We start from the raw sequence: 23,432 nt of genomic DNA on the forward strand, positions 1-23,432 counted from the left end.
TCAAAAGGGCGTTACTTTGTTCGTTACTTATTATTCAAACCAACCAGAAATTCAAAAGGATATTTTAGTTTTGCTGTTGGAAAATTTACCGCAACATGATCCGTTTCAATCTGACATTGTGTTGGTGCAAAGTCCAGGTATGGCACAATGGTTGCAAATGGAAATTGCTAAAAAACGCGGCGTTGCAGCGAATTTTCAATTCCCCATGCCTTCCAGTTTTATTTGGAAACTTTACGCTGATAATTTGCCGAATGTTTCCACGCAAAACCCTTTTGAAAAAGATTCAACGTTATGGCGATTAATGCGATTAATCCCTACTTTTTTACAGCAAAAAGAATTTGAACCATTAAAAAAATATTTAGCGTCTTCACCTGCGTTAGAACAGCAAAAACTTTATCAATTAAGCCTAAAAGTTGCTGATTTATTTGACCAATATCTCGTCTATCGCCCCGAATGGATTGCCGCATGGGAGGAAAATAACGATGAAAAGATCTTGGCTCAAATTAATCAGCAAAAGCAGGGGCTTTCGGCATTAAATCCTACCTTTCTTTCTCAAATTAAAGGCAATATTCACTGGCAGGGAATTTTATGGCGAGCCTTGGTGGATGATGTCCAACGTGATTTCGGTGGAAAAGCAAAACATCGTGCTGCACTCAATCAACAATTTTTAGCATTATGTCGTGATCCCAATGCGACACTCAACTTACCAGAACGTATTTTTATTTTTGGTATTCCAGCATTGCCAACGGTTTATCTCAATATTTTCCAAGGTATTTCAGCTAAAACAGACGTGCATTTATTCTTCAATAATCCATGTCAAGAATATTGGGGCGATTTGCGAGATCTGAGTAAATCCTATTTATTAGAAAGACAGCGTTTCGTGCAAGAAAGTGATGATGTGAAGCCTTTAATTTCAGCCGAGCAAGTGTCATGGGAACCCACCGATCTTGATTATACCAATCAACAAGAAGAATTGTTCAGCGGGAATCCGCTTTTAGCCTCTTGGGGAAAAATGGGACGGGATTTTCTCTATCAATTAGTGCGTGATGAGGAAAATATTCAAGCCATTTCCCGTGATTACTATGCAGAATTTCCCGAAAAAACGTTGTTAGGGCAGATCCAAAATCAAATTTTGACGTTGAGTCATGGTTCATTAAATGCAGAGAAAAATGACCGCTCTTTGGTCGTGAAATCTTGTCATAGCGCGATGCGAGAAGTTGAAGTGCTGCATGATTATTTGTTGGATTTATTCAATCAAAATCAGCATAAACCAAAAGAAGAACAGATTACACCAAAAGATGTGGTGGTCATGGTTGCCGATGTTAACCAATATACGCCTTATATTCAGGCTGTCTTTGGTGCAAATAGTGCGGACACACCCGTTATTCCGTTCTCAATTTCAGACAGTAAATTGTCTGAAAGTGATGTGATCGTGTCGAGCTATCTTTCCCTGTTAAATTTAAGAGAAAGTCAGTTTGGTGCCGAAGAGATACTGGCTTTATTGGATATTCCGGCTATCCGTGAACGTTTTAATATTGCTCTTGCAGATCTCGAACAAATTCGCGAATGGGTGAAAGAGTCGGGCATTCGCTTTGGTTTAGAAAAATTGCAGAATACACTGAATTTTAATGCGTGGCAGGCTGGACTTGAACGTATGACTTTAGGCTATGCGATGCGTGAAGAGCAAGGCGTTTGGCAAGACAGTCTTGGACTTGATAGTAGCTATGGATTGAAAGGCCAGTTAGTCGGTGCGGTGAATCAATTTTTTACAGCCCTAAATAAATGGCATCAAGATTTGCAAAAGGCACACAATATTGAAAAATGGCGTGAAAAATTGACCGCACTTTTGACAGATTTCTTTGTGCAAAATGAAGAAACTGCGGATACCTTATTTTATATTCAAGATTGTATCAATGCCTTTGCCGATGATTTGCAGACCGTCAATTTTGAAGAAACTTTGCAAGCGGATGTGATTGCGGAAGTGATGTCTGCACGTTTAGAAGAAACACCAAACAGCCTTCGTTTCTTAGCGGGGAAAGTGAATTTCTGCACACTTTTACCAATGCGCTCTATTCCTTTTAAAGTGGTGTGTTTGCTCGGAATGAATGAAGCGGATTACCCACGCAGTCATACGCCAAATAGTTTTGACTTAATGCAATATCATCATCAAAAAGGCGATCGTGTTCGTCGAGATGATGATCGTTACTTATTCCTTGAAGCCTTACTGGCTGCAAGATCTCATTTTTATCTGAGTTATGTGGGCTCTTCAATTATTGATAATCAACCTAAAGAACCTTCAGTATTGGTGAGCCAGTTAATTGATTATATTAATCATTATTCAGACAATGGCTTGAGAATTAAACAACATCCAATGACGGCGTTTAGTCCAAGTAATTTCCAAAATGAAGGGAAAATTAACCGCTCTTTTGCAAAAAAATGGCTGCCGATTGCTCAATTCCAAGAAAGAAAATGTCATGAATTTGTTGTGCCGATGGGCGAAAATCAAGAGCCAATAACGGAAATTGAACTCGATCGTTTTGTGAGTTTTGTTGAAAATCCAGTGAAATTCTTTTTTGAAAAACAGCTTGGCGTGTATTTCCGAGATGAAGACGATCGCATTGAAGAAAGTGAAAACTTCACGTTAAATGGTTTGGATCATTATCGCATTAGTAATGAGTTATTGCATTTAGAGGAAGCGCAATTTAACGATTATTTCGCCAAACAGCGAGTGAAAGGCATCATGCCACGCGGTGAGTTTGCGAAAGTTTGTGCGCAATCCATTCGTGCTGATGTATTGGCTTTTAAAGAGAAAATTAAGGATTATTCTTCACCCCACAGTGAGAGTGTTGATTTTGTGGTGGAAACGGCACAAGGCTGTATTCGCTTGTTTGGCTATATGGAGCCATTATTTGGTGATGAAAATCAGATAATCGAATGGCGATTTGCAAAATATAAAGAGCGTTATCGTATTCGCCCATGGCTTTATTATCTCATTCAACTGGCGACAAAAGAGAACGCACTGCCACCACGTATTATCGCTAAAGATAAGGATTTAACATTAAAAACAATAGAAAAATCAACCGCACTTGAGAAACTGAAAATGTATGTAGAGGCTTATTTACGAAGCCAGCAACAAATTCAGCTCATTCCAACGGAAAATATAGCGAAGTTTATTGAAAAAGATGAAAGTGCGGTCAAATTTGACAATGTTTTGACGAATATCGAATCCCTTGCGAAATATGATCCTTATGGCTATGGAAAAGCTGATCCTTATTGGGCGAGGGTGTGGGGGCAAACAGAACAATTTAAATCGCAGGATGGTCTCTTGCAGTTGGTGAAACAAACCACATCCTGGTTTGGAGAAATGTTGTCTTAAAGCGGATCTTCAGATCGAAAAGATCCTGGATTTTTGATAAGATAATGGCTTAAGAATAATTTTGAAAAGGATCTAAAATGCGTTGTCCGTTTTGTTCAACTGAAGAAACTAAGGTGATTGACAGCCGTTTGGTTTCTGATGGGTATCAAGTGCGTCGTCGTCGGGAATGCGGGAATTGTCATGAACGCTTTACCACCTTTGAAACGGCTGAATTAGTGGTGCCAAAAATTATTAAAAATGACGGGTCACGCGAGCCGTTTAATGAAGATAAATTGCGTAGCGGTATTCAACATGCATTAGAAAAACGCCCTGTAAGTTCGGATGATGTGGAAAAAGCCATCAGCCATATTATTATCCAATTACGCGCGACGGGTGAGCGCGAAGTGCCAAGCCATCTCGTAGGTAAATTAGCCATGAATGAGCTGAAAGAATTAGATAAAGTGGCGTATATCCGTTTTGCGTCCGTTTATTTGAGCTTTGATAATATCAATGAATTCACCAAAGAAATTGAAAGCTTAAAGGATTAATATGAGTGACACCTTTTCCCCTGATGACATGAAATTTATGCAACTGGCTCTTGAGCTTGCGGCAAAAGGGCAGTACACCACGACGCCTAATCCATCCGTAGGATGTGTGTTGGTTAAAAACGGTGAAATTGTCGGGAAAGGGTTTCATTTTAAAGCCGGTCAGCCTCATGCAGAACGAGTAGCGTTGGCAGATGCCGGTGATAAAGCAAAAGGCGCAACGGCTTATGTGACACTTGAACCTTGTTCTCATTATGGTCGTACACCGCCTTGTGCATTAGGTTTAATTGAAGCGGGGATCAGTCGAGTTGTCGCAGCCATGGCAGATCCTAATCCTCAAGTGGCGGGCAAGGGCTTAAAAATGTTAGCCGATGCAGGCATCCCAAGTGCGGTCAATTTATTGAACGAACAAGCAGAAGCTTTAAATAAAGGTTTTCTCAAACGTATGAGAACAGGCAAGCCTTATGTGCAGCTAAAATTAGCCATGAGTTTAGATGGCCGAACAGCCATGGCGAGCGGTGAAAGTAAGTGGATCACTGGTGCAGCAGCTCGTGCAGATGTACAAAAAATGCGAGCCAAAGCGACCGCACTTTTATCTACAAGTGCTACCGTGTTAGCCGATGATCCAAGCTTGAACGTGCGTTGGAATCAATTCCCCGATGATCTAAAAACGAAATATGCTGAAGATACTGTGCGTCAGCCTATTCGCATAATCTTAGATTCTAAAAATCGAGTTCAACCAAACCATCAATTATTCCATACCCATTCGCCAGTTTGGCTTGTGGGTTTAATTCCACGGGATATGTCTCTATTCCCTGATTTCTGTGAGCAAATGTTACTGCCAGAAAACTATGATTTTGATCTATTGATGACAGAATTAGGTAAGCGACAAGTGAATTCTGTTTGGGTTGAAGCCGGCGCCAATTTAGCGGGAAGCCTGATTGAACAACATGCTGTAGATGAATTAATCATTTATGTCGCCCCGAAACTCTTGGGGGATAAAGCTCGAGGATTATGCCAACTCCCGCATTTGGAAAAACTTGCGGATGCCTCATTGTGGCAATTGCAAGAATGTGAAAGAATTGGGGATGATTTAAAGCTCAGTTATTTACCTAACTTATTAATAAAAGAATAAAAAATGTTTAAAAAACTTTTCCATTCCGCCCTTTGGGGGCTTGCTGCGGCAGGTGTTATTTTATTTGCCGTTCCTAAGCTCAATAACAGCAGCCTTTTCTCTGCTGATGATATCGTTTCGTTCAATAGTGCGGTGAGAATTGCTTCGCCTGCGGTGGTGAACGTGTACAACCGATCTTTTTCTTCTGCCAGCATTAATGATAGCGATCAATTACAGGTAAATAACTTAGGTTCTGGCGTGATTATGACCAAAGACGGTTATATTCTTACCAATAAACATGTTATCCAAAATGCTGATCAAATTGTGGTGGCACTGCAAAACGGTAATATTTATGAAGCGAATTTAATTGGTTCGGATAATTTGACGGATCTTGCGGTATTAAAAATCAAAGCAACCAATCTTTCTACGATTCCACAAAATAAAGAACGCCAAGTACGAGTTGGCGATATTGCTCTTGCTATTGGTAATCCGTATAACCTCGGTCAAAGTGTTTCCCAAGGGATTATCAGTGCGGTAGGGCGTAGTGCCGTAGGGGATTCTTTAGGTCGTCAAAACTTTATTCAAACGGATGCATCGATTAACCGCGGTAACTCTGGTGGCGCGTTGATTAACTCAGCTGGTGAATTAGTGGGGATTAGCACGTTAAGTATTGGTAAAACAGCTAATGAAATTGCAGAAGGGTTAAATTTTGCGATTCCAATCAGTATTGCAAATGATGTGTTGTATAAAATTATTCGCGATGGACGCGTGATTCGTGGTTATTTTGGGGTACAAAGTGAAATCACCGCTAACTCAAACGGTGGTATTGTAATTACAGGTGTGACCGCCAATAGCCCTGCAGCGAAAGCGGGTATCCAAGTGGGGGATGTGATTTTGCGTTTAAATAAACAAGATAATCTGTCTATTCGTGAAATGATGCAAATTATCAGTGATACTAAACCGAATACAGAAGTCATCGTCACAATTTCACGTTTAGGTAAAATGATTGATCTTCCCGTGATTATTGAAGAATTTCCGTCTAATTAAGGATATATTGTGGAAGTTAAAACTAGTCACTTTTTTGCTTGTTTAGATCGTCTTCGCTTAATTCAGCGTTGGTCATTGATGCGCAATATTGAAAAGGAAAACTTGGCGGAGCATAGCCTGCAAGTTGCCTTTGTGGCACAAGCCTTAGCCATTATTAAAAATCAATTTTTTGGTGGGAAAGTGAATCCTGAGCGTATTGCGGTGATGGCGATGTATCATGATACCTCTGAAATTTTCACCGGTGATTTACCGACTCCAATTAAGTATTTCAACTCTGAAATCACCCATGCTTATAAAGATATTGAAGCAGCTGCAGAATTGCATTTAATTAGTTTGCTCCCGGTTGAATTGCAAGAGAGTTTTGCACCATATTTAGATAGTGAGCAATTTAGCCCAGAAGAAAAGCATTTAGTAAAACAAGCAGATTTGATTTGTGCTTATATCAAGGCTCAATTTGAATTAGAGCATGGTAACCATGAATTTAAAACTGCGAAAAAACGCTTAGAAAATTTAATGGAACAATGGCACAGCCAAGAAATGGATTATTTTTTACAAGTCTTTTTACCAAGTTTTGGACGCTCGATTGATGAGATTGCGTTATAAGCGCAAATAATAAAGTGCGATCAATTTTGATCGCACTTTTTGTTTGAGGATTATTTCAATGTCGCTAGAATGATCTGTTCTGGATCCACGTGTAACCACACATCTTGTCCCACTTTCCAACCATCTTTGCTATGAATGCTGGCACAAAATTCAATTGAGCTATCTTTTATTTGTAGAATCGCTTCTTCATTCTGCATTGAAAGAATTGTTGCTTGGAAAAGGTTATTTTTTTCTTCTAATGGGGTGGCACTAATTTTCACCCAAGGGGCTTTAAACATTACCATCACTTCTTTTTCAGTAATGAGTCTGAGACGCTCAGCGCTGCGCATTGTGATCGAAACATGTAATGGATGAGCTAAATCCTGAATGTTTACTGCAACAATACAGCGAGAGTCCACGATATGTTGGCTTGCCACCTTACCGAAAAATTGATTGCGCGCGCTACTTTGTAAGGAGAATTTTGCCGTTGCTGAAAGGAGACTGTTTAGTGGGATCGTCTCATCTTGCAGAATATGAAACGCGTGCTCTTGTGTTTGTTCGAGCAAATCATAAAGCTGCAGTAAACGCTCGGCATAAGTGGTTAATGAGGTACCGCCCCCATTTTTCCCACCTATATTACGTTCTAAAAGCGGTTTGGGGCTGATTTTATTCATCGCCTCAAGGTGATCCCAAGCACTTTTATAGCTCACTTTAGCATTTTTAGCTGCTTGGTTGATTGAGCCACATTCTTTAATTTCTTTTAAGAGGCGAACACGTTTTGGATCAATAAATAATTCTTGATGAAGTTTAATCGTCAGTAAAATTTCAGTTTGTTTCATCATCTCCTCCTAATACACAATTCTGTTTATTTTACTTGATCTTTAAGTTTTTCTGTATGCTTATTTAAAAATTCAAGTTATAATTTATGCGTAGTATATTTTTTTATATATAGTTTCATTTATATAGGAGATAAATAATGAAATTAACTAAATTTGCAACCGCACTTTTAATTGCAGGCATGGGCGTATCTTTTGCTGCATCAGCAAAAGTGACTGTGTTTGCTGCCGCTTCAATGACTGATGCGTTACAACAAATTGCGGATCAATACCAAACTGAAAAGCCAAATAATACTGTCGTTTTCTCTTTTGCTTCTTCTTCCACCCTTGCAAAACAAGTTGAAGAAGGTGCACCTGCAGACTTATTTATTTCAGCAAGCAACAAATGGATGAAATATTTATCTGATAAGAATCTTACTGTTAAAGAGATTGAAAAAGTATTAGCAGGCAATGAATTAGTATTAATTGCACCAGCTAAAAGTGCCGCTAATTCAGTGGATATTGCCAAAGGTGAATGGATTAACGGCTTAAAAGATAGCTATTTATCTGTAGGTGATCCTGCGCACGTTCCAGCAGGACAATATGCAGAAGAATCATTAACCAAATTAAATTTATGGGATCAAGTTAAAGATAAATTAGCGCGTGCGAAAGATGTGCGTGGTGCATTAGCCTTAGTTGAACGTGCTGAAGCCCCTTATGGTATTGTGTATAGCACCGATGCGAAAGTGAGTAAAGACGTGAAAGCAGTAGGTGTGTTCCCGAAAGACAGTTATAAACCGGTTGAATATCCCGTTGCGATTTTAAAAGATCATGACAATGCGGATACCCGTGATTTCCTTAATTACTTAGAATCGAGCGCAGCGAAAAAAATATTTGTTGAATATGGTTTCTCTGTGAAATAATGAGCTAGACTTTATAAAGAAAGGACAGGCAACTGTCCTTTTTGTTATCTCTAAAGAAATTTCGACATATCGACATATACACAAGGAAATATTTTGCTCTCTTGGTTTCAATTAAGCCCGATGGAATGGGATGCGATTCACTTAAGCATGAGTGTCGCATTGAGTTCTATGCTTTGGAGTTTGCCCTTTGCAATTTTTATTGCTTGGTTACTAGCTCGTAAGGAATTTTACGGTAAGTCGCTGGTTACAGGGATTATTCATCTCCCTTTGGTATTGCCGCCGGTGGTAATCGGTTATTTATTATTAGTCGCCATGGGACGTAATGGCTTTATTGGTAAGTATTTATATCAATGGTTTGGCTTATCCTTCAGCTTTAGCTGGAAGGGGGCAGTATTAGCTTCAGCGGTGGTGGCATTTCCATTGGTCGTGCGGGCGATACGTCTTTCCTTGGAAAGCATTGATTTTAAATTAGAGCAAGCTGCACAAACACTTGGCGCTTCGCCTTGGCGAGTCTTTTTTACAATCACGCTACCTCTTTCTCTCCCAGGTGTATTGGCGGGTTTAGTATTAGGTTTTGCTCGCTCTTTAGGGGAATTTGGCGCAACTATTACCTTCGTATCTAATATTGCGGGGGAAACTCAAACCATTCCTTTAGCGATGTATTCATTTATCCAAACACCTGGCGCAGAAGCACAAACTGCACGACTTTGCTTGTTTGCGGTGATCCTTTCATTAATTTCTTTATTGCTTTCCGAAGCCTTAAGTAAACGGATGCAGAAAAAATTGGGGCAGGGCGATGCTACACATTAATGTACAACAACAATTAGGTCGCTTGACCTTACGTGCGGATCTGCAACTGCCAACTCAAGGTGTGACGGCGATTTTTGGCTTGTCAGGTTCGGGTAAAACCTCATTGATTAATTTGGTGAGTGGTTTAACTCATCCTGATCAAGGATTTATTCGTTTAAATGACCGCACTTTGGTGGATGTGGAGAACGGTGAGAATCTCCCTGTACATCAGCGCAAAATTGGTTACGTATTCCAAGATGCCCGTTTATTTCCGCATTACAATGTCAAAGGCAATTTACGTTATGGCATGAAGAATGTCAGCAGTGAAGACTTTGACTATATCGTTCAGCTACTTGGTATTGAACCATTGCTCAAACGCTATCTGCTTACTTTATCGGGTGGTGAAAAACAACGTGTGGCGATTGGGCGAGCCTTATTAACAGATCCTGATATTTTATTGATGGATGAACCGCTTTCTGCTTTAGATGTGCCTCGCAAACGTGAGCTTATGCAATATCTGGAAAGTCTATCCAAAGAAATTAATGTGCCGATTTTATATGTGACGCATAGTTTGGACGAATTATTACGTTTGGCCGATCGCGTTGTGCTGATGGAAAACGGCAAAGTAAAAGCCTATGACACCTTAGAAAATGTGTGGAACAGTCCGTTATTTGCCCCTTGGAAAGACGAATCGGAGCAGAGTAGTGTGTTGGCGTTGCCAGTATATTTACATAATCCAACCTATAAAATGACCGCACTTTCTTTGGGCGAACAACAGCTTTGGATTAATGAAGTACATCATCAAGCGAATGAAAAAGTACGTGTCTGTATTTATAGTTCCGATGTGTCACTCACTCTCAGTAAGCCAGAGCAAACGAGCATTCGTAATATCTTACGAGGGCAAATTGTACAAATCGTTCCGCAAGAGAATCGCATTGATATTGCGGTGTTGGTGGAGGGGCATAAAGTTTGGGCAAGTATCAGTAAATGGGCGTTTAATGAATTGCATTTTGCTCAAGGCATGGATGTTTATGTACAAATAAAAGCCATTTCTGTCGTGTAAAATCATTGCTTATAAAATAAAAGTGCGGTCAATTTCAAAATAGTTTTAAAATTGACCGCACTTTCTGTTTAGGATTACTTACCTAAGTTATCAAAGAATTTCTTCACACCGTCTAAAAAGCTTGAAGATTTCGGACTATGCGATTTTTGCCCTTTCAAACTTTCTTCTAGTTTCTCTAATAATTCTTTTTGTTCTTTATTTAAGTTCACCGGCGTTTCAATCACCACGCGACAAATGAGATCGCCTGCGTAGCCAGTACGTGTAGAGCTTACTCCTTTACCACGCATACGGAAGAGTTTGCCTGTTTGGGTTTCCGCAGGGATTTTGAGTTTCACTTTACCATCTAAGGTTGGGACTTCAATTTCACCCCCTAACGCTGCCATTGAGAAACTGATTGGCACTTCGCAGTAGAGATTATTGCCATCACGTTCAAAAATATGATGTTCTTTAACGTGAATCACCACATATAAATCGCCTGCTGGTGCACCATTTTCGCCAGCCGCACCTTCACCACTTAAACGTAATTGGTTGCCGGTATCCACACCTGCTGGGATTTTAACAGAAAGGTTTTTCTTCTTGTGAACACGACCTTCGCCATGGCAGCTTTTACATGGTTTTTCAATTTTCTTACCAGAACCATGACAAGTAGGACAAACGGCTTCGGTTACGAAGAAACCTTGTTGACGACGAACACGACCAGAACCATGACAGCTTGGACATGTTTCAACTTTTGAGCCTTTTTCTGCGCCAGTGCCATCGCAGCTATCACAGTGCGCAAGCGTATTGATTTGGATATCTTTGGTTGTACCTTTTACGGCTTCTTCTAACGTAATTTGGATGTCATATCGCAAATCTTCACCTCGAACTACACGCTGACGACCACGTCCGCCACCGCCAAAGATATCGCCGAACATATCACCAAAAATATCACCAAAATCAGCACCGCTGAATCCACCACCGAAACCGCCGCCTCCCATGCCGCCTTGTTCAAAGGCTGCGTGACCATATTGATCGTAAGCAGCACGCTTTTCTTTATCGCCTAAAATTTCATAGGCTTCTTGAATTTCTTTAAATTTTTCTTCTTTGGCTTTATCACCTTTGGTTCTATCAGGGTGATATTGCATGGCGAGTTTTTTGTAAGCACGTTTAATTGCTTTTTCATCAGCGCCACGTTCAACACCAAGAACGTCGTAATAATCTTTCTTTGCCATAATGTTTCCGTATTTTTATTTGCAAATATTTTGTCATTTCTGACCGCTTACATTCGCTATTTTTAGCAATGTGGGCAAATTGAAATGTAAATATCCACTTTCCCATTTGGATAATATTTTTCAAAATCCACTTTATAAGCACGTTTTAATAAGCCTTGCTTTTCTTTATTCCAAATATGTTGCCACGTTTGAACTACTGATTCATAAGTCGTAGGGAAGATTTCATACCAAGTCAGATCTTCAATTTCAATGGTTGAAAAACTGCCTTCAGGTTTACTTTCTTGAGCAACAGCAACATCATAATAGCCCGTAAAATCCGATTCGTAATTTAGATAAACACCATAATAAGGCTCATTTTGAGGCAATTTTGCAAAATTATTCTGCCAAAGCTGTCCAATCTTTTCTGCGGGATTTTCCTTTGTGTTATGCGTACGAATTTTAGTAAGTGGATAAAGTGTAAGTGGCATAACCATTCCTTAAATTTAAAAAATTCTGGGTAAATTTGACCGCTTGTAACATACTCCCCTCTTTTCTAAAGAGGGGACTTGTTAGATACACCAAAAGGGCGTGTTTCCACGCCCTTTGTTTATAGTAAGAAGAGCGGTGAATTATTTATTATCTTTCACTTCTTCAAACTCAGCATCAACAACATCATCATTTGGATTGCTACTTTGAGCTTGTTGTGCATCACCTTGTGGCTGAGCCGCTTGAGCAAGTTTTTGAGCGACCTCTGCAAGCGCTTGAAGTTTAGCTTCGATTGCTGTTTTATCTTCGCCTTTCGCTGCAGTTTCTAAATCGCTTAATGCGCTTTCAATTGCGGCACGATCTTCAGCTGGAACTTTATCACCCGCTTCTTCTAATTGTTTACGTGTACCGTGTACAAGATGATCAGCTTGGTTACGAGCTTGTACTAATTCTTCAAATTTACGGTCTGCTTCAGCATTTGCTTCTGCATCACGAACCATTTTTTGAATTTCTTCATCACTTAAACCTGAAGAGGCTTTGATGGTGATTTGTTGTTCTTTACCTGTACCTTTATCTTTCGCAGAAACGTGGATGATACCGTCAGCGTCGATGTCGAAGGTTACTTCAATTTGTGGCATACCGCGTGGAGCAGGGTTGATGCCTTCAAGGTTGAATTGACCTAAAGATTTATTTGCTGACGCTTGTTTACGTTCACCTTGTAACACGTGAATGGTTACTGCACTTTGGTTATCTTCTGCTGTTGAGAACACTTGTGATTTCTTAGTTGGAATCGTCGTGTTTTTCTCAATTAAGGTAGTCATTACACCACCCATGGTTTCGATACCTAAAGATAACGGTGTTACGTCTAACAATAATACATCAGTTACATCACCTGCTAATACACCACCTTGAACTGCTGCACCGATAGCAACGGCTTCATCTGGGTTCACATCTTTACGAGGTGCTTTACCGAAGAATTCTTCTACTTTTTGTTGTACTAATGGCATACGGGTTTGACCGCCCACTAGGATAACATCATCAATTTGTGATGCACTTAAGCCAGCATCGTTTAATGCAACTTTTACAGGTTCAAGTGATTTAGCCACTAAATCTTCTACTAAAGATTCTAATTTAGCACGAGTTAATTTAATGTTTAAGTGTTTAGGACCTGTAGCATCTGCAGTGATGTAAGGTAAGTTCACATCAGTTTGTTGTGCAGAAGAAAGTTCAATTTTCGCTTTTTCACCTGCTTCTTTTAAACGTTGCATTGCAAGTGGATCGTTACGTAAATCAACGCCTTGTTCTTTTTTGAACTCATCTACTAAGTAGTTGATTACACGGTTATCGAAGTCTTCACCACCTAAGTGAGTATCACCGTTGGTTGCTAATACTTCGAAGGTTTTTTCGCCACCTACTTCATCAATTTCGATGATAGATAAGTCGAATGTACCACCACCTAAGTCATAAACAGCGATAGTTTTGTTGCCTTGACCTTTATCTAAACCGTAAGCTAATGCTGCTGCTGTTGGTTCGTTGATAATACGTTTAACTTCTAAGCCTGCGATACGACCTGCATCTTTTGTTGCTTGACGTTGAGCATCGTTAAAGTATGCAGGAACTGTAATTACTGCTTCAGTCACTGGCTCACCTAAGAAATCTTCCGCAGTTTTCTTCATTTTTTTCAATACTTCTGCAGAGATTTGTGGAGGCGCAAGTTTGTCACCTTTTACATTTACCCATGCATCACCGTTGTCTGCTTTGGTGATCTCAAATGGCATAATGTCGATATCACGTTTTACTTCAGCATCTTCAAAACGACGACCGATTAAACGTTTGATTGCAAATAGTGTATTTTTCGGGTTGGTCACTGCTTGGCGTTTTGCCGGTTGACCCACTAAAATTTCGTTATCATTTGTATAAGCGATAATTGACGGGGTAGTACGATCGCCTTCTGCGTTTTCAATTACGCGTGGTTTATCACCATCCATTACCGCGACACAAGAGTTTGTTGTACCTAAGTCAATACCAATAATTTTTCCCATTTTGTTACTCCTAATTAAATTTTAAATTCGTTGTAAATTGTTACGATGAATAAGATGTGGATGCTTTTTCGCATTTCAAGAGGCGAGATTTAAAATTTTTTCTTCCTTTTAAAGTGCGGTTATTTCCGTTCTTGTTTTACAAAGTAAGTCCAGAGATGAGAAGTTCAAGGGGGGGATATAAAATTATTTTTGAAAAATAAGAAAAAATTTGTGTTTTGTGGTAAATTGCCGACAATTTTAATCATCTATTAATTTAACAAAGGAATCGAAATGAAAAAATCAACCGTAGCATTAGGTGTGATTGTGGCTCTCGGTGCGGTAGGTGTCGGTGGGGCTTGGTTTACAGGCGAAAAAGCACAAACTGAATATTTACGCCAAATTGAATTAGCAAATAAACAAGCTCTGGCTTTAGGCTCATCTGATTCATTTAAGGTTGTTTATCAAAATAAACAGTTTGAGCGCGGTTTCTTTACTTCTCAAGTGGAAGATGAAGTGGTTATATCTTTACCCAAAGAGGGGAAGGTATTTACTATTCCATTTTCAACTAAGCTTTATCATGGTCCATTTCCTCTTAATCAGCTAGAAAAATTCAACTTTTTACCAACAATGTTTTCAGCACAAGGTGTGATTGGTAAAAATGAAACAACCCAAGCTTTATTTGATTTGCTTAAATCGGATAAACCTGTTCAATATCAAGCAACTACTGGCTATAACTTATCGACAAAGGGTAAAGTTGAATTAGCGGGTGGAGAGCTAACAGATCCAGAGTCACCAGGAACGAAAGTTACTTGGTCAAATATCAATATGGGCTTTGATGTTAATAAAGATCTCGCTGGCAAATATGATATGAACTTAAATGAAGTGAGTGCTACCGTCTTGCCAGAAGTTATGGGGGAGCAAGATGGCGAAGATATGCCTAAATCAATCACAATGAAAATGAAAGGCATGAAAGTCGAAGGTTCATATAATCCAACTAAGTGGGCTTACATTTATACGGGAAAAAGCACTTCTTTAATTGACAGTTTTGAAATGGCTACGCTCGATCATGCGGGAAAAGAGAGCACTGTAGTCGAAAAGGGTTTTAAAGCAAAATCTGATATTTCGCTCGATGGTGATTTCGTGAGTGCCAAAAGTGAAAATACGGTAGACTCGATAGCTGTTGATGGGAAGGATTTTGGAAAATTAACTTATAATGGTGAATTAAACCATATTGAAGCGAACGCAGCAAATGCTTTGATTGAAGCCCTTTTCACCGTCTTTAAGTCAGTAAGTGATGATAAAAATGTGAAGGATGAAGTGGTATCTGAAATTTTAAGTTCATGGGTTGAAAATCATGGTATGGCTATTTTTAATAATCAGCCTCAAATTAAACTTAACCCAGTGTCAATTTCAGATAATCAAGGTAAAGTGTCATTAGATTTAAATGTAGCATTAGAGAAAGATCCGAAATTTGATTTAATGAAAGGGAGTTTATATAAACAATTTACGGATTTTGCTGTGCATATTCATGTAGATAAAGCGACAGCAGAAAAAATCATAACACAATTTGCTCCAGAAGAAGATAAAGCTTTGATTAAAGAGAAAATTGAAGATCAAGCCAAACAAGCCGCGGCACAAAATATTGTGGTGAATAACGATAAAAATGTGACGCTAGCCTTAGTACTTGAAAAAGGTGAATTAAAACTTAATGGTCAAGTGATTCCAGAAGAGCAGGTGCAAGGTGTGCTATTTATGTTAATCATGAGCGCTACAATGCAGGGTAAATAATTAACGAGTAAATAAACAGAAAGGAGATAAAGTGATTTATCTCCTTTTTATTTGGTTAATTTAAACGTGCTTTTAAATATCCTTCATAATCGGGGATATCAATATTGATTTCTTGATCAAATAAACTTGATGTTAAAAGGAAATCGGCTGTGCTTTGATTAATCGCTACTGGAATATTCCAGACGGTTGCAATACGCATGAGCGCTTTTACATCAGGATCATGTGGGGCAGCATTCATCGGATCCCAAAAGAAAATCATCATATCAATTTTTTTCTCGGCAATCAGTCCACCAAGTTGTTGATCGCCTCCCATTGGACCACTTAATAGCGAGGCTATTTTGAGTCCGATTTCTCTTTCCAATAGATGGCCTGTAGTACCTGTCGCATAAAGTTGATGCGGAGCGAGTGCTTCTTTGTGTTTCTTTACCCAATTGAGCAGGTTTTGTTTGCAGCTATCATGTGCAACGAGCGCTATTCGTTTATGAGAAAAGATTGGGCGAGTTGTAGTATTCATATTTTGTCCTCTAAAAAGCTCAAAAGCATGCAAACACTTTAGATCAAAGCGGGTATTGAATGCAATATGTAAAGCATGTTTTAACTCAAACCAGAAAATCCTTCTAAAATGACCGCACTTTTAGTAACGAGTATGGCAATAACAAGAAGAAATGCATGAGAACAGTGAAAATCTACTATCTTTCTTGCAAAAAATCTTCTAAAATTTACAAGATTTGTTAAATGTTTGTAACATTGATTAACAAGCTTTATTTTCGTGTTTGGTCATGACCAAACTTTATTTTCACTCAGTAAAATAAGGAAAGACTATGTCAGATACCTTAGTAAACGATATTGATCCAATTGAAACACAAGATTGGTTGTCAGCTGTTGATTCATTAATTCGTGCAGAAGGCGCAGAGCGAGCGCATTACATTATCAATCAGGTGATCGATCAGGCACGTAATGGTGGTGTGAACATTGCAAAAGGTGGTGTAACAACCCCTTATGTTAATACCATTCCAGTTTCTGAACAGCCAGCATACCCAGGTGATAAAGTTATTGAGCGTCGTATTCGTAGTGCTGTACGTTGGAATGCGATCATGGCGGTATTACGTGGTCAGAAAAAAGATCTTGAATTAGGTGGTCACATTTCAACTTATCAATCTGCCGCAAGCATGTATGAAGTTTGTTTTAACCACTTCTTCAAAGCTGCTACAGATAAAAACGGCGGTGACTTAGTCTTCTTCCAAGGCCATGCTGCACCAGGTATGTATGCGCGCGCATTTGTTGAAGGTCGTATTACTGAAGATCAAATGAATAATTTCCGTCAGGAATGTGAACCAGGTAAAGGCCTTTCTTCTTACCCACACCCAAAATTAATGCCTGAATTCTGGCAATTCTCTACGGTATCTATGGGGCTAGGTCCAGTGAATGCTATCCGTTCTGCTCGTTTCTTAAAATATTTAGATAATCGTGGTTTAAAAGACACTAAAGATCAAAAAGTTTATGCTTTCCTTGGTGACGGTGAGATGGATGAAATCGAAGCGAAAGGTGATTTAACATTCGCAGCACGTGAAGGCTTAGATAACTTAATCTTCGTAGTAAGCTGTAACTTGCAACGTTTAGATGGTCCAGTAACGGGTAATGGTAAAATTGTTCAAGAATTAGAAGGTTTATTTGCTGGTGCGGGTTGGGAAGTGATCAAAGTCATGTGGGGTTCTAACTGGGATAAATTATTCGCCAAGGATACCTCAGGTAAATTGACTCAATTGATGATGGAAGTGCTTGATGGTGATTATTTAACCTTTAAGTCTAAAGATGGCGCTTATGTTCGCGAGCACTTCTTCGGCCGTTATCCAGAAACTGCGGCTTTAGTCGCTGATATGACAGATGATGAAATCTGGGCATTAAGACGCGGTGGTCACGATTCAGAAAAACTTTATGCTGCATTCCATAAAGCGCAAACTGCAGGTAAACCTGTTGTGATCTTAGCGCACATGGTTAAAGGTTATAAAATTCCTGAAGCAGAAAGTAAAAACACTGCGCATCAATCGAAAAAAATGTCTCTCGAAAGCTTAAAATCTTTCCGCGATCATTTCCAATTAGATATTAAAGATGAAGATATTCCTAACTATCCATACATCACCTTCCCTGAAGGTTCGGAAGAGTACAATTATCTTCACGGCAGACGTAAAGCGTTAAACGGTTACTTACCAAAACGTTTACCGAAATTCACCACTGAATTTAAAGTGCCATCATTGGAAGAATTTGCACCATTATTGGAAGAACAAGCGCGTCCAATTTCAACTACAATGGCATTTGTGCGTTTCTTAAATACATTATTGAAAGATAAAAATATTGGTAAACAAATTGTACCAATTATCGCTGACGAAGCGCGTACTTTCGGTATGGAAGGTTTATTCCGTCAAATCGGTATTTACAACCCACATGGCCAAAACTATGTGCCTTCTGACCGTGATTTAGTGGCTTACTACCGTGAAGCAAAAGATGGTCAAGTATTACAAGAAGGTATCAATGAATTAGGTGCAGCATCATCTTGGTTAGCGGCAGCGAACTCATACTCTGTAAATAATCTTCCGATGATTCCATTCTTCATCTACTACTCAATGTTTGGTTTCCAACGTGTGGGTGACTTAATGTGGGCAGCGGGTGACCAATTAGCACGTGGTTTCATGATCGGTGGTACTTCTGGCCGTACAACATTAAATGGTGAAGGTTTACAACACGAAGATGGTCACAGCCATATTCAATCTCTTGTTATTCCTAACTGTGTGTCTTATGACCCAGCTTACGTTTATGAAGTGGCAGTTATCCTACAAGACGGTATCAACCGTATGTACGGTGAAAAACAAGAAGATGTGTTCTACTACATCACAACATTAAACGAAACTTACGAACAACCAGCAATGCCAAAAGGCGCAGAAGAAGGTATTCGTAAAGGTCTTTATAAATTTGAAACCGTTGAAGCGAAAGGCAACAAAGGCCATGTTCAATTATTAGGTTCTGGTGCGATCTTCCGTCACGTTCGTGAAGCGGCACAAATCCTTGCAAATGAATATGGCGTAAGCTCAGATGTATATAGTGTGCCTTCATTCACTGAAGTGGCTCGTGAAGGTGCGGATGCTGTACGTTGGAATATGTTACATCCAACTGAGACACCACGCGTACCTTACATTGCACAAGTAATGAACGATGCGCCAGCTGTTGCAGCTACTGACTATATGAAATTGTTCGCAGAACAAGTTCGTGCATTCATTCCTGCACAAAGCTATCACGTATTAGGTACTGATGGTTTTGGTCGTTCAGACAGCCGTGAAAACTTACGTGAACACTTTGAAGTGGATGCGCGTTATGTTGTGGTTGCAGCATTACATGAGCTTGCTAAACAAGGCAAATTTGATGCGAAAGTGGTAGCTGATGCAATCGCGAAATTTGGTTTAAAAACTGAAATTTTAAATCCGCTTTACGCTTAATAAACAATATCCTGTGCGCTAAAACGCACAGAAGCATCTACAAATAAAGTGCGGTTGATTTTAACTGCGTTTTTTAAAGGTAAGATAACATGTCAAAACAAATTCAAATTCCTGATATCGGTAGTGATGAAGTTACCGTAACAGAAGTGATGGTGAAAGTAGGTGATACCATTACCGCTGATCAAAGTATTATCAATGTTGAAGGTGATAAAGCTTCAATGGAAGTCCCTGCACCAGAAGCCGGTGTGGTAAAAGAAGTATTAGTAAAAGTGGGTGATAAAGTCACAACTGGCACACCAATGCTTGTATTAGAGTCAGCGGATGCGGCAGCGCCTGCTCCAGCCGCAGCAGCACCTGCACCGGCAGCCGCACCAGCAGCTGCAAGTGTAGTTGAAGTCAATGTGCCAGATATCGGTTCAGACGAAGTAAACGTGACTGATATTATGGTGAAAGTAGGCGATAGCGTTGAAGTTGACCAATCAATCATCAATGTTGAAGGTGATAAAGCGTCAATGGAAGTGCCTGCTCCAGTTGCTGGCGTAGTTAAAGAAATTTTAATCAACGTGGGCGATAAAGTTGTTACAGGCAAATTAATCATGAAATTTGAAGTGGCAGGTGCCGCACCAGCCGCAGCGCCAGTTCAACAGGCTGCAGCACCTGCACCAACAGCTTCAGCCATTAAAGAAGTGAACGTACCTGATATTGGTGGTGATGAAGTTAACGTAACTGAAATCATGGTTGCAGTTGGCGACAGCGTTTCTGAAGAGCAATCTTTAATCACCGTTGAAGGCGATAAAGCCTCAATGGAAGTGCCAGCTCCGTTTGCGGGTGTGGTAAAAGAAATTTTAGTGAAATCAGGTGATAAAGTTTCAACTGGTTCATTAATTATGAAATTTGAAGTGGCGGGTGCAGCACCTGCTCCAGCAGCGGCTCCAGCGGCAGCAGCTCCTGCTCCTCAAGCAGCACCTGCAGCAGCGCCAGTAGCACAATCAGGTAATGTATCTGGCTTAAGCCAAGAACAAGTTGTCGCAAGCGCAGGCTATGCACATGCAACTCCAGTGATTCGTCGTTTAGCGCGTGAATACGGTATTAACCTTGATCGCGTAAAAGGTACGGGTCGTAAAGGTCGCGTAGTAAAAGAAGATATCCAAGCTTACGTGAAAACCGCTGTTAAAGCGTTTGAAACAGGCACTGTATCTTCTGCAGCAGCGGGTAATGCTGTGGCAAACGGTGCGGGCTTAGGTTTATTACCATGGCCGAAAGTTGACTTCAGCAAATTTGGTGAAGTGGAAGAAGTTGAATTAAGCCGTATCAACAAAATCTCTGGTGCAAACTTACATCGTAACTGGGTAATGATTCCACATGTTACTCACTTCGATCGCACAGATATCACTGATTTAGAAGCATTCCGTAAAGAACAGAACAAGATTGTTGAAAAACAAAAATTGGATGTGAAAATTACACCAGTTGTGTTCATTATGAAAGCAGTAGCGAAAGCATTAGAAGCGTTCCCACGTTTCAATAGCTCTATTTCTGAAGACGGTCAAAAGTTAACACTTAAAAAATACATCAACATTGGCGTAGCGGTAGATACACCAAACGGTCTTGTTGTACCTGTATTTAAAAATGTGAACAAAAAAGGTATTATCGAACTCTCTCGTGAATTAATGGAAGTCTCCAAAAAAGCACGTGACGGTAAACTTTCAGGTTCAGATATGCAAGGTGGTTGTTTCACCATTTCAAGTTTAGGTGGTATTGGTACCACTCACTTTACGCCAATCGTAAATGCACCTGAAGTGGCAATCTTAGGTGTGTCTAAATCAGAAATGCAACCGGTTTGGAATGGTAAAGAATTTGAGCCACGCTTAATGCTTCCATTATCATTATCTTTCGACCACCGTGTGATCGATGGTGCTGATGGTGCTCGTTTCTTAAGCTATATCAATGGCGTATTAGCTGACTTACGTCGCTTAGTGATGTAATTAACATGGTAAGATGTGAGTGATTAGGCTCACATCTTACAGAAAGGACCGCAAGTGCGGTCAAAAATTTGAACGTTTTTACGAGGTAAAAATGAGTAAAGAAATTAAAACCCAAGTTGTGGTACTTGGTGCTGGTCCTGCAGGTTATTCAGCGGCATTCCGTTGTGCGGACTTAGGTTTAGAAACAGTACTTGTTGAACGTTATTCAACATTAGGTGGGGTATGTTTAAACGTAGGTTGTATCCCTTCTAAAGCATTACTTCACGTTGCTAAAGTAATTGAAGAAGCAAAACACGCAAGCAAAAATGGTGTGTATTTCGCTGAGCCTCGCATTGATTTAGATGAAGTGCGCGCAGGTAAAGAAGCGGTTGTGGCTAAATTAACAGGCGGCCTTGCAGGCATGGCTAAACAACGTAAAGTCACCGTTGTTGAAGGTTTAGCGGCGTTTACCGATCCACATACATTAGTAGCACGTGATCGTGATGGTAAACCAACCACTATTAAATTTGATAATGCAATTATCGCAGCAGGTTCTCGCCCAATTCAATTACCATTCATTCCACATGAAGATCCACGCGTTTGGGATTCAACGGATGCACTTAAATTAAAAGAAGTACCGAAAAAACTTTTAATCATGGGCGGTGGTATCATCGGTTTAGAGATGGGTACCGTATATGATGCATTAGGTTCTGAAGTTGAAGTGGTTGAAATGTTTGACCAAGTAATTCCAGCGGCAGATAAAGATGTGGTGGGTATTTATACCAAACAAGTTGAGAAAAAATTCAAGTTAATGCTTGAAACTAAAGTGACTGCAGTTGAAGCAAAAGATGATGGTATCTATGTTTCAATGGAAGGTAAGGCATGCAACGACACTAAACGTTATGATGCAGTATTAGTTGCAATCGGTCGTACACCAAACGGTAAATTGATTGATGCAGGTAAAGCAGGTGTTGAAGTGGATGAGCGTGGTTTCATTCATGTTGATAAACAAATGCGTACCAATGTGCCTCATATCTTCGCAATCGGTGATATCGTTGGTCAACCAATGTTAGCTCACAAAGGTGTTCACGAAGGTCACGTTGCGGCAGAAGTGATTGCAGGACAAAAACATTACTTCGATCCAAAAGTCATTCCTTCTATTGCGTACACTGAACCAGAGGTAGCTTGGGTAGGTAAAACTGAGAAAGAATGTAAACAAGAAGGTTTAAACTACGAAGTCGCTAAATTCCCATGGGCTGCTTCAGGTCGTGCGATTGCTTCAGAATGTGCTGAAGGTATGACTAAATTGATCTTCGATAAAGATACTCACCGTATACTTGGTGGTGCTATCGTAGGCGCTAACGGTGGTGAATTATTAGGTGAAATTGGTCTGGCCATTGAAATGGGTTGTGATGCGGAAGATATTGCATTGACTATCCATGCTCACCCAACACTTCATGAATCTGTTGGTCTTGCGGCTGAAGTATTTGAAGGTTCAATTACCGATCTTCCAAATGCAAAAGCGAAGAAAAAATAATCAATTTTAATCTTTTTAAGGGTTGCTTATTTAGTAGCCCTTATTTTTTTGAGATCTTGCTCACAAAATTGCATAAAAATTCAATAAGAAGTGGCGCAGATAATAGCTTTCTGATAGAATTCGACCAATTTTGTTTTATATTATTTTATTATTTAAAGGCTATGTTAAAGAAGATTTTGATTATTGTAGGTTTGGCCGTGTTGACAACGGCCTGCTCTAATAGCCCTAGGCAGGCTCAAAACGGTGTTATTGCTGAAAGTGATGATGCCGAGTTAGCAGGGTTGATTGCTGGTTTAGATGGAAAGAAAAGTGAAATTCATTCTAAATTAAGAACAAACCGTCCTAAATCCGGTTTAATTGGTGATAAAGCACTTTCTCAAGTTTATAACGAATGGGTAGGAACACGTTATAGAATGGGAGGAACTACAAAACGTGGTATTGATTGCTCTGCATTTATGCAAACAGCTTTCCTTGATGCTTACGGTATGGAACTGCCACGTTCAACTTCAGAACAGCGTTATTTAGGTCGTCAAATCCAAAAGCATGAATTGCGTAAAGGTGATTTAGTGTTTTTCCGCGGAAATAATCACGTAGGTGTTTATATCGGAAATAATCAATTTATGCATGCAAGTACAAGCCAAGGCGTAACAATTAGTTCATTGGATGAAGATTACTGGTCAAGAACTTATACACAATCTCGTCGTGTGATGTAATGACAATTTTGTTTC

General features: G+C 39.8%; 18 protein-coding genes. 13 read left to right on the plus strand and 5 right to left on the minus strand.

Features of this window, described 5'->3' with window-relative positions:
- Positions 1–16: 16 nt before the first annotated feature.
- The 5 genes from recC (at position 17) to yfbR (ending at position 6,664) form a co-directional block, all read left to right on the plus strand.
- Positions 17–3,376 (plus strand): exodeoxyribonuclease V subunit gamma, encoded by a 3,360-nt coding sequence (gene recC / locus DPV97_RS02740; protein ID WP_070713580.1) that lies wholly within the window; start codon positions 17–19, stop codon positions 3,374–3,376.
- A 77-nt stretch (positions 3,377–3,453) separates the two neighbouring features.
- Complete coding sequence (gene nrdR / locus DPV97_RS02745; RefSeq protein WP_005695670.1) at positions 3,454–3,903, plus strand: transcriptional regulator NrdR; 450 nt, start codon at positions 3,454–3,456, stop codon at positions 3,901–3,903.
- Between the two features lies 1 nt (position 3,904).
- A complete protein-coding gene (gene ribD / locus DPV97_RS02750; protein ID WP_070713581.1) occupies positions 3,905–5,035 on the plus strand; it encodes a bifunctional diaminohydroxyphosphoribosylaminopyrimidine deaminase/5-amino-6-(5-phosphoribosylamino)uracil reductase RibD in 1,131 nt (376 codons plus the stop codon).
- 3 nt (positions 5,036–5,038) lie between these two features.
- On the plus strand, positions 5,039–6,061 hold the full coding sequence (degS, locus tag DPV97_RS02755; protein WP_049381381.1) for an outer membrane-stress sensor serine endopeptidase DegS: 1,023 nt from the start codon (positions 5,039–5,041) through the stop codon (positions 6,059–6,061).
- Between the two features lie 6 nt (positions 6,062–6,067).
- On the plus strand, positions 6,068–6,664 hold the full coding sequence (gene yfbR / locus DPV97_RS02760; RefSeq protein WP_049381379.1) for a 5'-deoxynucleotidase: 597 nt from the start codon (positions 6,068–6,070) through the stop codon (positions 6,662–6,664).
- Positions 6,665–6,714: 50 nt separating this feature from the next.
- Here the strand turns inward: yfbR and modE are convergent, their stop codons facing one another.
- The gene (gene modE, locus DPV97_RS02765; RefSeq protein WP_049381377.1) at positions 6,715–7,482 is read right to left on the minus strand and encodes a molybdenum-dependent transcriptional regulator ModE; all 768 of its coding nucleotides are present in this window, start codon (positions 7,480–7,482) and stop codon (positions 6,715–6,717) included.
- A 137-nt stretch (positions 7,483–7,619) separates the two neighbouring features.
- Here modE and modA point away from each other — a divergent pair, with 137 nt between their 5' ends.
- The 3 genes from modA to modC all read left to right on the plus strand — a co-directional run bounded on the left by modA (position 7,620) and on the right by modC (position 10,233).
- Positions 7,620–8,381, plus strand: coding sequence for a molybdate ABC transporter substrate-binding protein (modA, locus tag DPV97_RS02770; RefSeq protein WP_049381375.1), 762 nt, complete (start codon positions 7,620–7,622; stop codon positions 8,379–8,381).
- A 93-nt stretch (positions 8,382–8,474) separates the two neighbouring features.
- The gene (gene modB, locus DPV97_RS02775) at positions 8,475–9,191 is read left to right on the plus strand and encodes a molybdate ABC transporter permease subunit (protein WP_261670310.1); all 717 of its coding nucleotides are present in this window, start codon (positions 8,475–8,477) and stop codon (positions 9,189–9,191) included.
- Entirely contained in the window at positions 9,178–10,233 is a 1,056-nt protein-coding gene (gene modC / locus DPV97_RS02780) for a molybdenum ABC transporter ATP-binding protein ModC (protein WP_049381371.1), read from the plus strand. The genes modB and modC overlap by 14 nt, the downstream gene beginning before the upstream one ends.
- Positions 10,234–10,307: 74 nt before the next feature.
- On the opposite strand, the gene dnaJ is transcribed toward modC, so the two are convergent.
- The 3 genes from dnaJ to dnaK all read right to left on the minus strand — a co-directional run bounded on the left by dnaJ (position 10,308) and on the right by dnaK (position 13,951).
- On the minus strand, positions 10,308–11,444 hold the full coding sequence (gene dnaJ / locus DPV97_RS02785; protein WP_070713585.1) for a molecular chaperone DnaJ: 1,137 nt from the start codon (positions 11,442–11,444) through the stop codon (positions 10,308–10,310).
- Positions 11,445–11,506: 62 nt separating this feature from the next.
- Complete coding sequence (locus DPV97_RS02790) at positions 11,507–11,911, minus strand: GyrI-like domain-containing protein (protein WP_049381369.1); 405 nt, start codon at positions 11,909–11,911, stop codon at positions 11,507–11,509.
- Positions 11,912–12,052: 141 nt separating this feature from the next.
- On the minus strand, positions 12,053–13,951 hold the full coding sequence (dnaK, locus tag DPV97_RS02795; protein ID WP_049381367.1) for a molecular chaperone DnaK: 1,899 nt from the start codon (positions 13,949–13,951) through the stop codon (positions 12,053–12,055).
- A gap of 270 nt (positions 13,952–14,221) precedes the next feature.
- On the opposite strand from dnaK, the gene DPV97_RS02800 reads away from it, so the two are divergent.
- Positions 14,222–15,718 (plus strand): YdgA family protein, encoded by a 1,497-nt coding sequence (locus DPV97_RS02800; protein WP_070713588.1) that lies wholly within the window; start codon positions 14,222–14,224, stop codon positions 15,716–15,718.
- A 55-nt stretch (positions 15,719–15,773) separates the two neighbouring features.
- Here the strand turns inward: DPV97_RS02800 and mgsA are convergent, their stop codons facing one another.
- On the minus strand, positions 15,774–16,232 hold the full coding sequence (mgsA, locus tag DPV97_RS02805) for a methylglyoxal synthase (protein ID WP_070713591.1): 459 nt from the start codon (positions 16,230–16,232) through the stop codon (positions 15,774–15,776).
- A 307-nt stretch (positions 16,233–16,539) separates the two neighbouring features.
- Here mgsA and aceE point away from each other — a divergent pair, with 307 nt between their 5' ends.
- From aceE to DPV97_RS02825, 4 genes are all read left to right on the plus strand, one after another.
- A complete protein-coding gene (aceE, locus tag DPV97_RS02810) occupies positions 16,540–19,206 on the plus strand; it encodes a pyruvate dehydrogenase (acetyl-transferring), homodimeric type (protein WP_070713593.1) in 2,667 nt (888 codons plus the stop codon).
- An 89-nt stretch (positions 19,207–19,295) separates the two neighbouring features.
- Positions 19,296–21,188 carry a pyruvate dehydrogenase complex dihydrolipoyllysine-residue acetyltransferase gene (aceF, locus tag DPV97_RS02815; RefSeq protein WP_070713598.1) on the plus strand — a complete coding sequence of 631 codons (1,893 nt, stop codon included), beginning with the start codon at positions 19,296–19,298 and terminating at the stop codon, positions 21,186–21,188.
- A 91-nt stretch (positions 21,189–21,279) separates the two neighbouring features.
- Positions 21,280–22,704, plus strand: a complete 1,425-nt coding sequence (lpdA, locus tag DPV97_RS02820; RefSeq protein WP_005698251.1) for a dihydrolipoyl dehydrogenase — start codon at positions 21,280–21,282, stop codon at positions 22,702–22,704.
- A 161-nt stretch (positions 22,705–22,865) separates the two neighbouring features.
- Positions 22,866–23,417 (plus strand): NlpC/P60 family protein, encoded by a 552-nt coding sequence (locus tag DPV97_RS02825; RefSeq protein ID WP_049364330.1) that lies wholly within the window; start codon positions 22,866–22,868, stop codon positions 23,415–23,417.
- The last annotated feature ends 15 nt before the right edge of the window (positions 23,418–23,432 follow it).

Source organism: Haemophilus parainfluenzae (genome assembly GCF_003253005.1).
GTDB lineage: Bacteria > Pseudomonadota > Gammaproteobacteria > Enterobacterales > Pasteurellaceae > Haemophilus_D > Haemophilus_D parainfluenzae_M.

Excerpts from the sequence above, each read along its gene's own strand:
- aceF (WP_070713598.1), top strand. The coding sequence starts at position 19,296 with ATGTCAAAACAAATTCAAATTCCTGATATCGGTAGTGATGAAGTTACC.
- modA (WP_049381375.1), top strand. The coding sequence starts at position 7,620 with ATGAAATTAACTAAATTTGCAACCGCACTTTTAATTGCAGGCATGGGC.
- DPV97_RS02825 (WP_049364330.1), top strand. The coding sequence starts at position 22,866 with ATGTTAAAGAAGATTTTGATTATTGTAGGTTTGGCCGTGTTGACAACG.
- DPV97_RS02790 (WP_049381369.1), bottom strand. The coding sequence starts at position 11,911 with ATGCCACTTACACTTTATCCACTTACTAAAATTCGTACGCATAACACA.
- modE (WP_049381377.1), bottom strand. The coding sequence starts at position 7,482 with ATGAAACAAACTGAAATTTTACTGACGATTAAACTTCATCAAGAATTA.
- dnaK (WP_049381367.1), bottom strand. The coding sequence starts at position 13,951 with ATGGGAAAAATTATTGGTATTGACTTAGGTACAACAAACTCTTGTGTC.
- aceE (WP_070713593.1), top strand. The coding sequence starts at position 16,540 with ATGTCAGATACCTTAGTAAACGATATTGATCCAATTGAAACACAAGAT.
- ribD (WP_070713581.1), top strand. The coding sequence starts at position 3,905 with ATGAGTGACACCTTTTCCCCTGATGACATGAAATTTATGCAACTGGCT.
- degS (WP_049381381.1), top strand. The coding sequence starts at position 5,039 with ATGTTTAAAAAACTTTTCCATTCCGCCCTTTGGGGGCTTGCTGCGGCA.
- dnaJ (WP_070713585.1), bottom strand. The coding sequence starts at position 11,444 with ATGGCAAAGAAAGATTATTACGACGTTCTTGGTGTTGAACGTGGCGCT.
- DPV97_RS02800 (WP_070713588.1), top strand. The coding sequence starts at position 14,222 with ATGAAAAAATCAACCGTAGCATTAGGTGTGATTGTGGCTCTCGGTGCG.
- mgsA (WP_070713591.1), bottom strand. The coding sequence starts at position 16,232 with ATGAATACTACAACTCGCCCAATCTTTTCTCATAAACGAATAGCGCTC.
- nrdR (WP_005695670.1), top strand. The coding sequence starts at position 3,454 with ATGCGTTGTCCGTTTTGTTCAACTGAAGAAACTAAGGTGATTGACAGC.
- modC (WP_049381371.1), top strand. The coding sequence starts at position 9,178 with ATGCTACACATTAATGTACAACAACAATTAGGTCGCTTGACCTTACGT.
- lpdA (WP_005698251.1), top strand. The coding sequence starts at position 21,280 with ATGAGTAAAGAAATTAAAACCCAAGTTGTGGTACTTGGTGCTGGTCCT.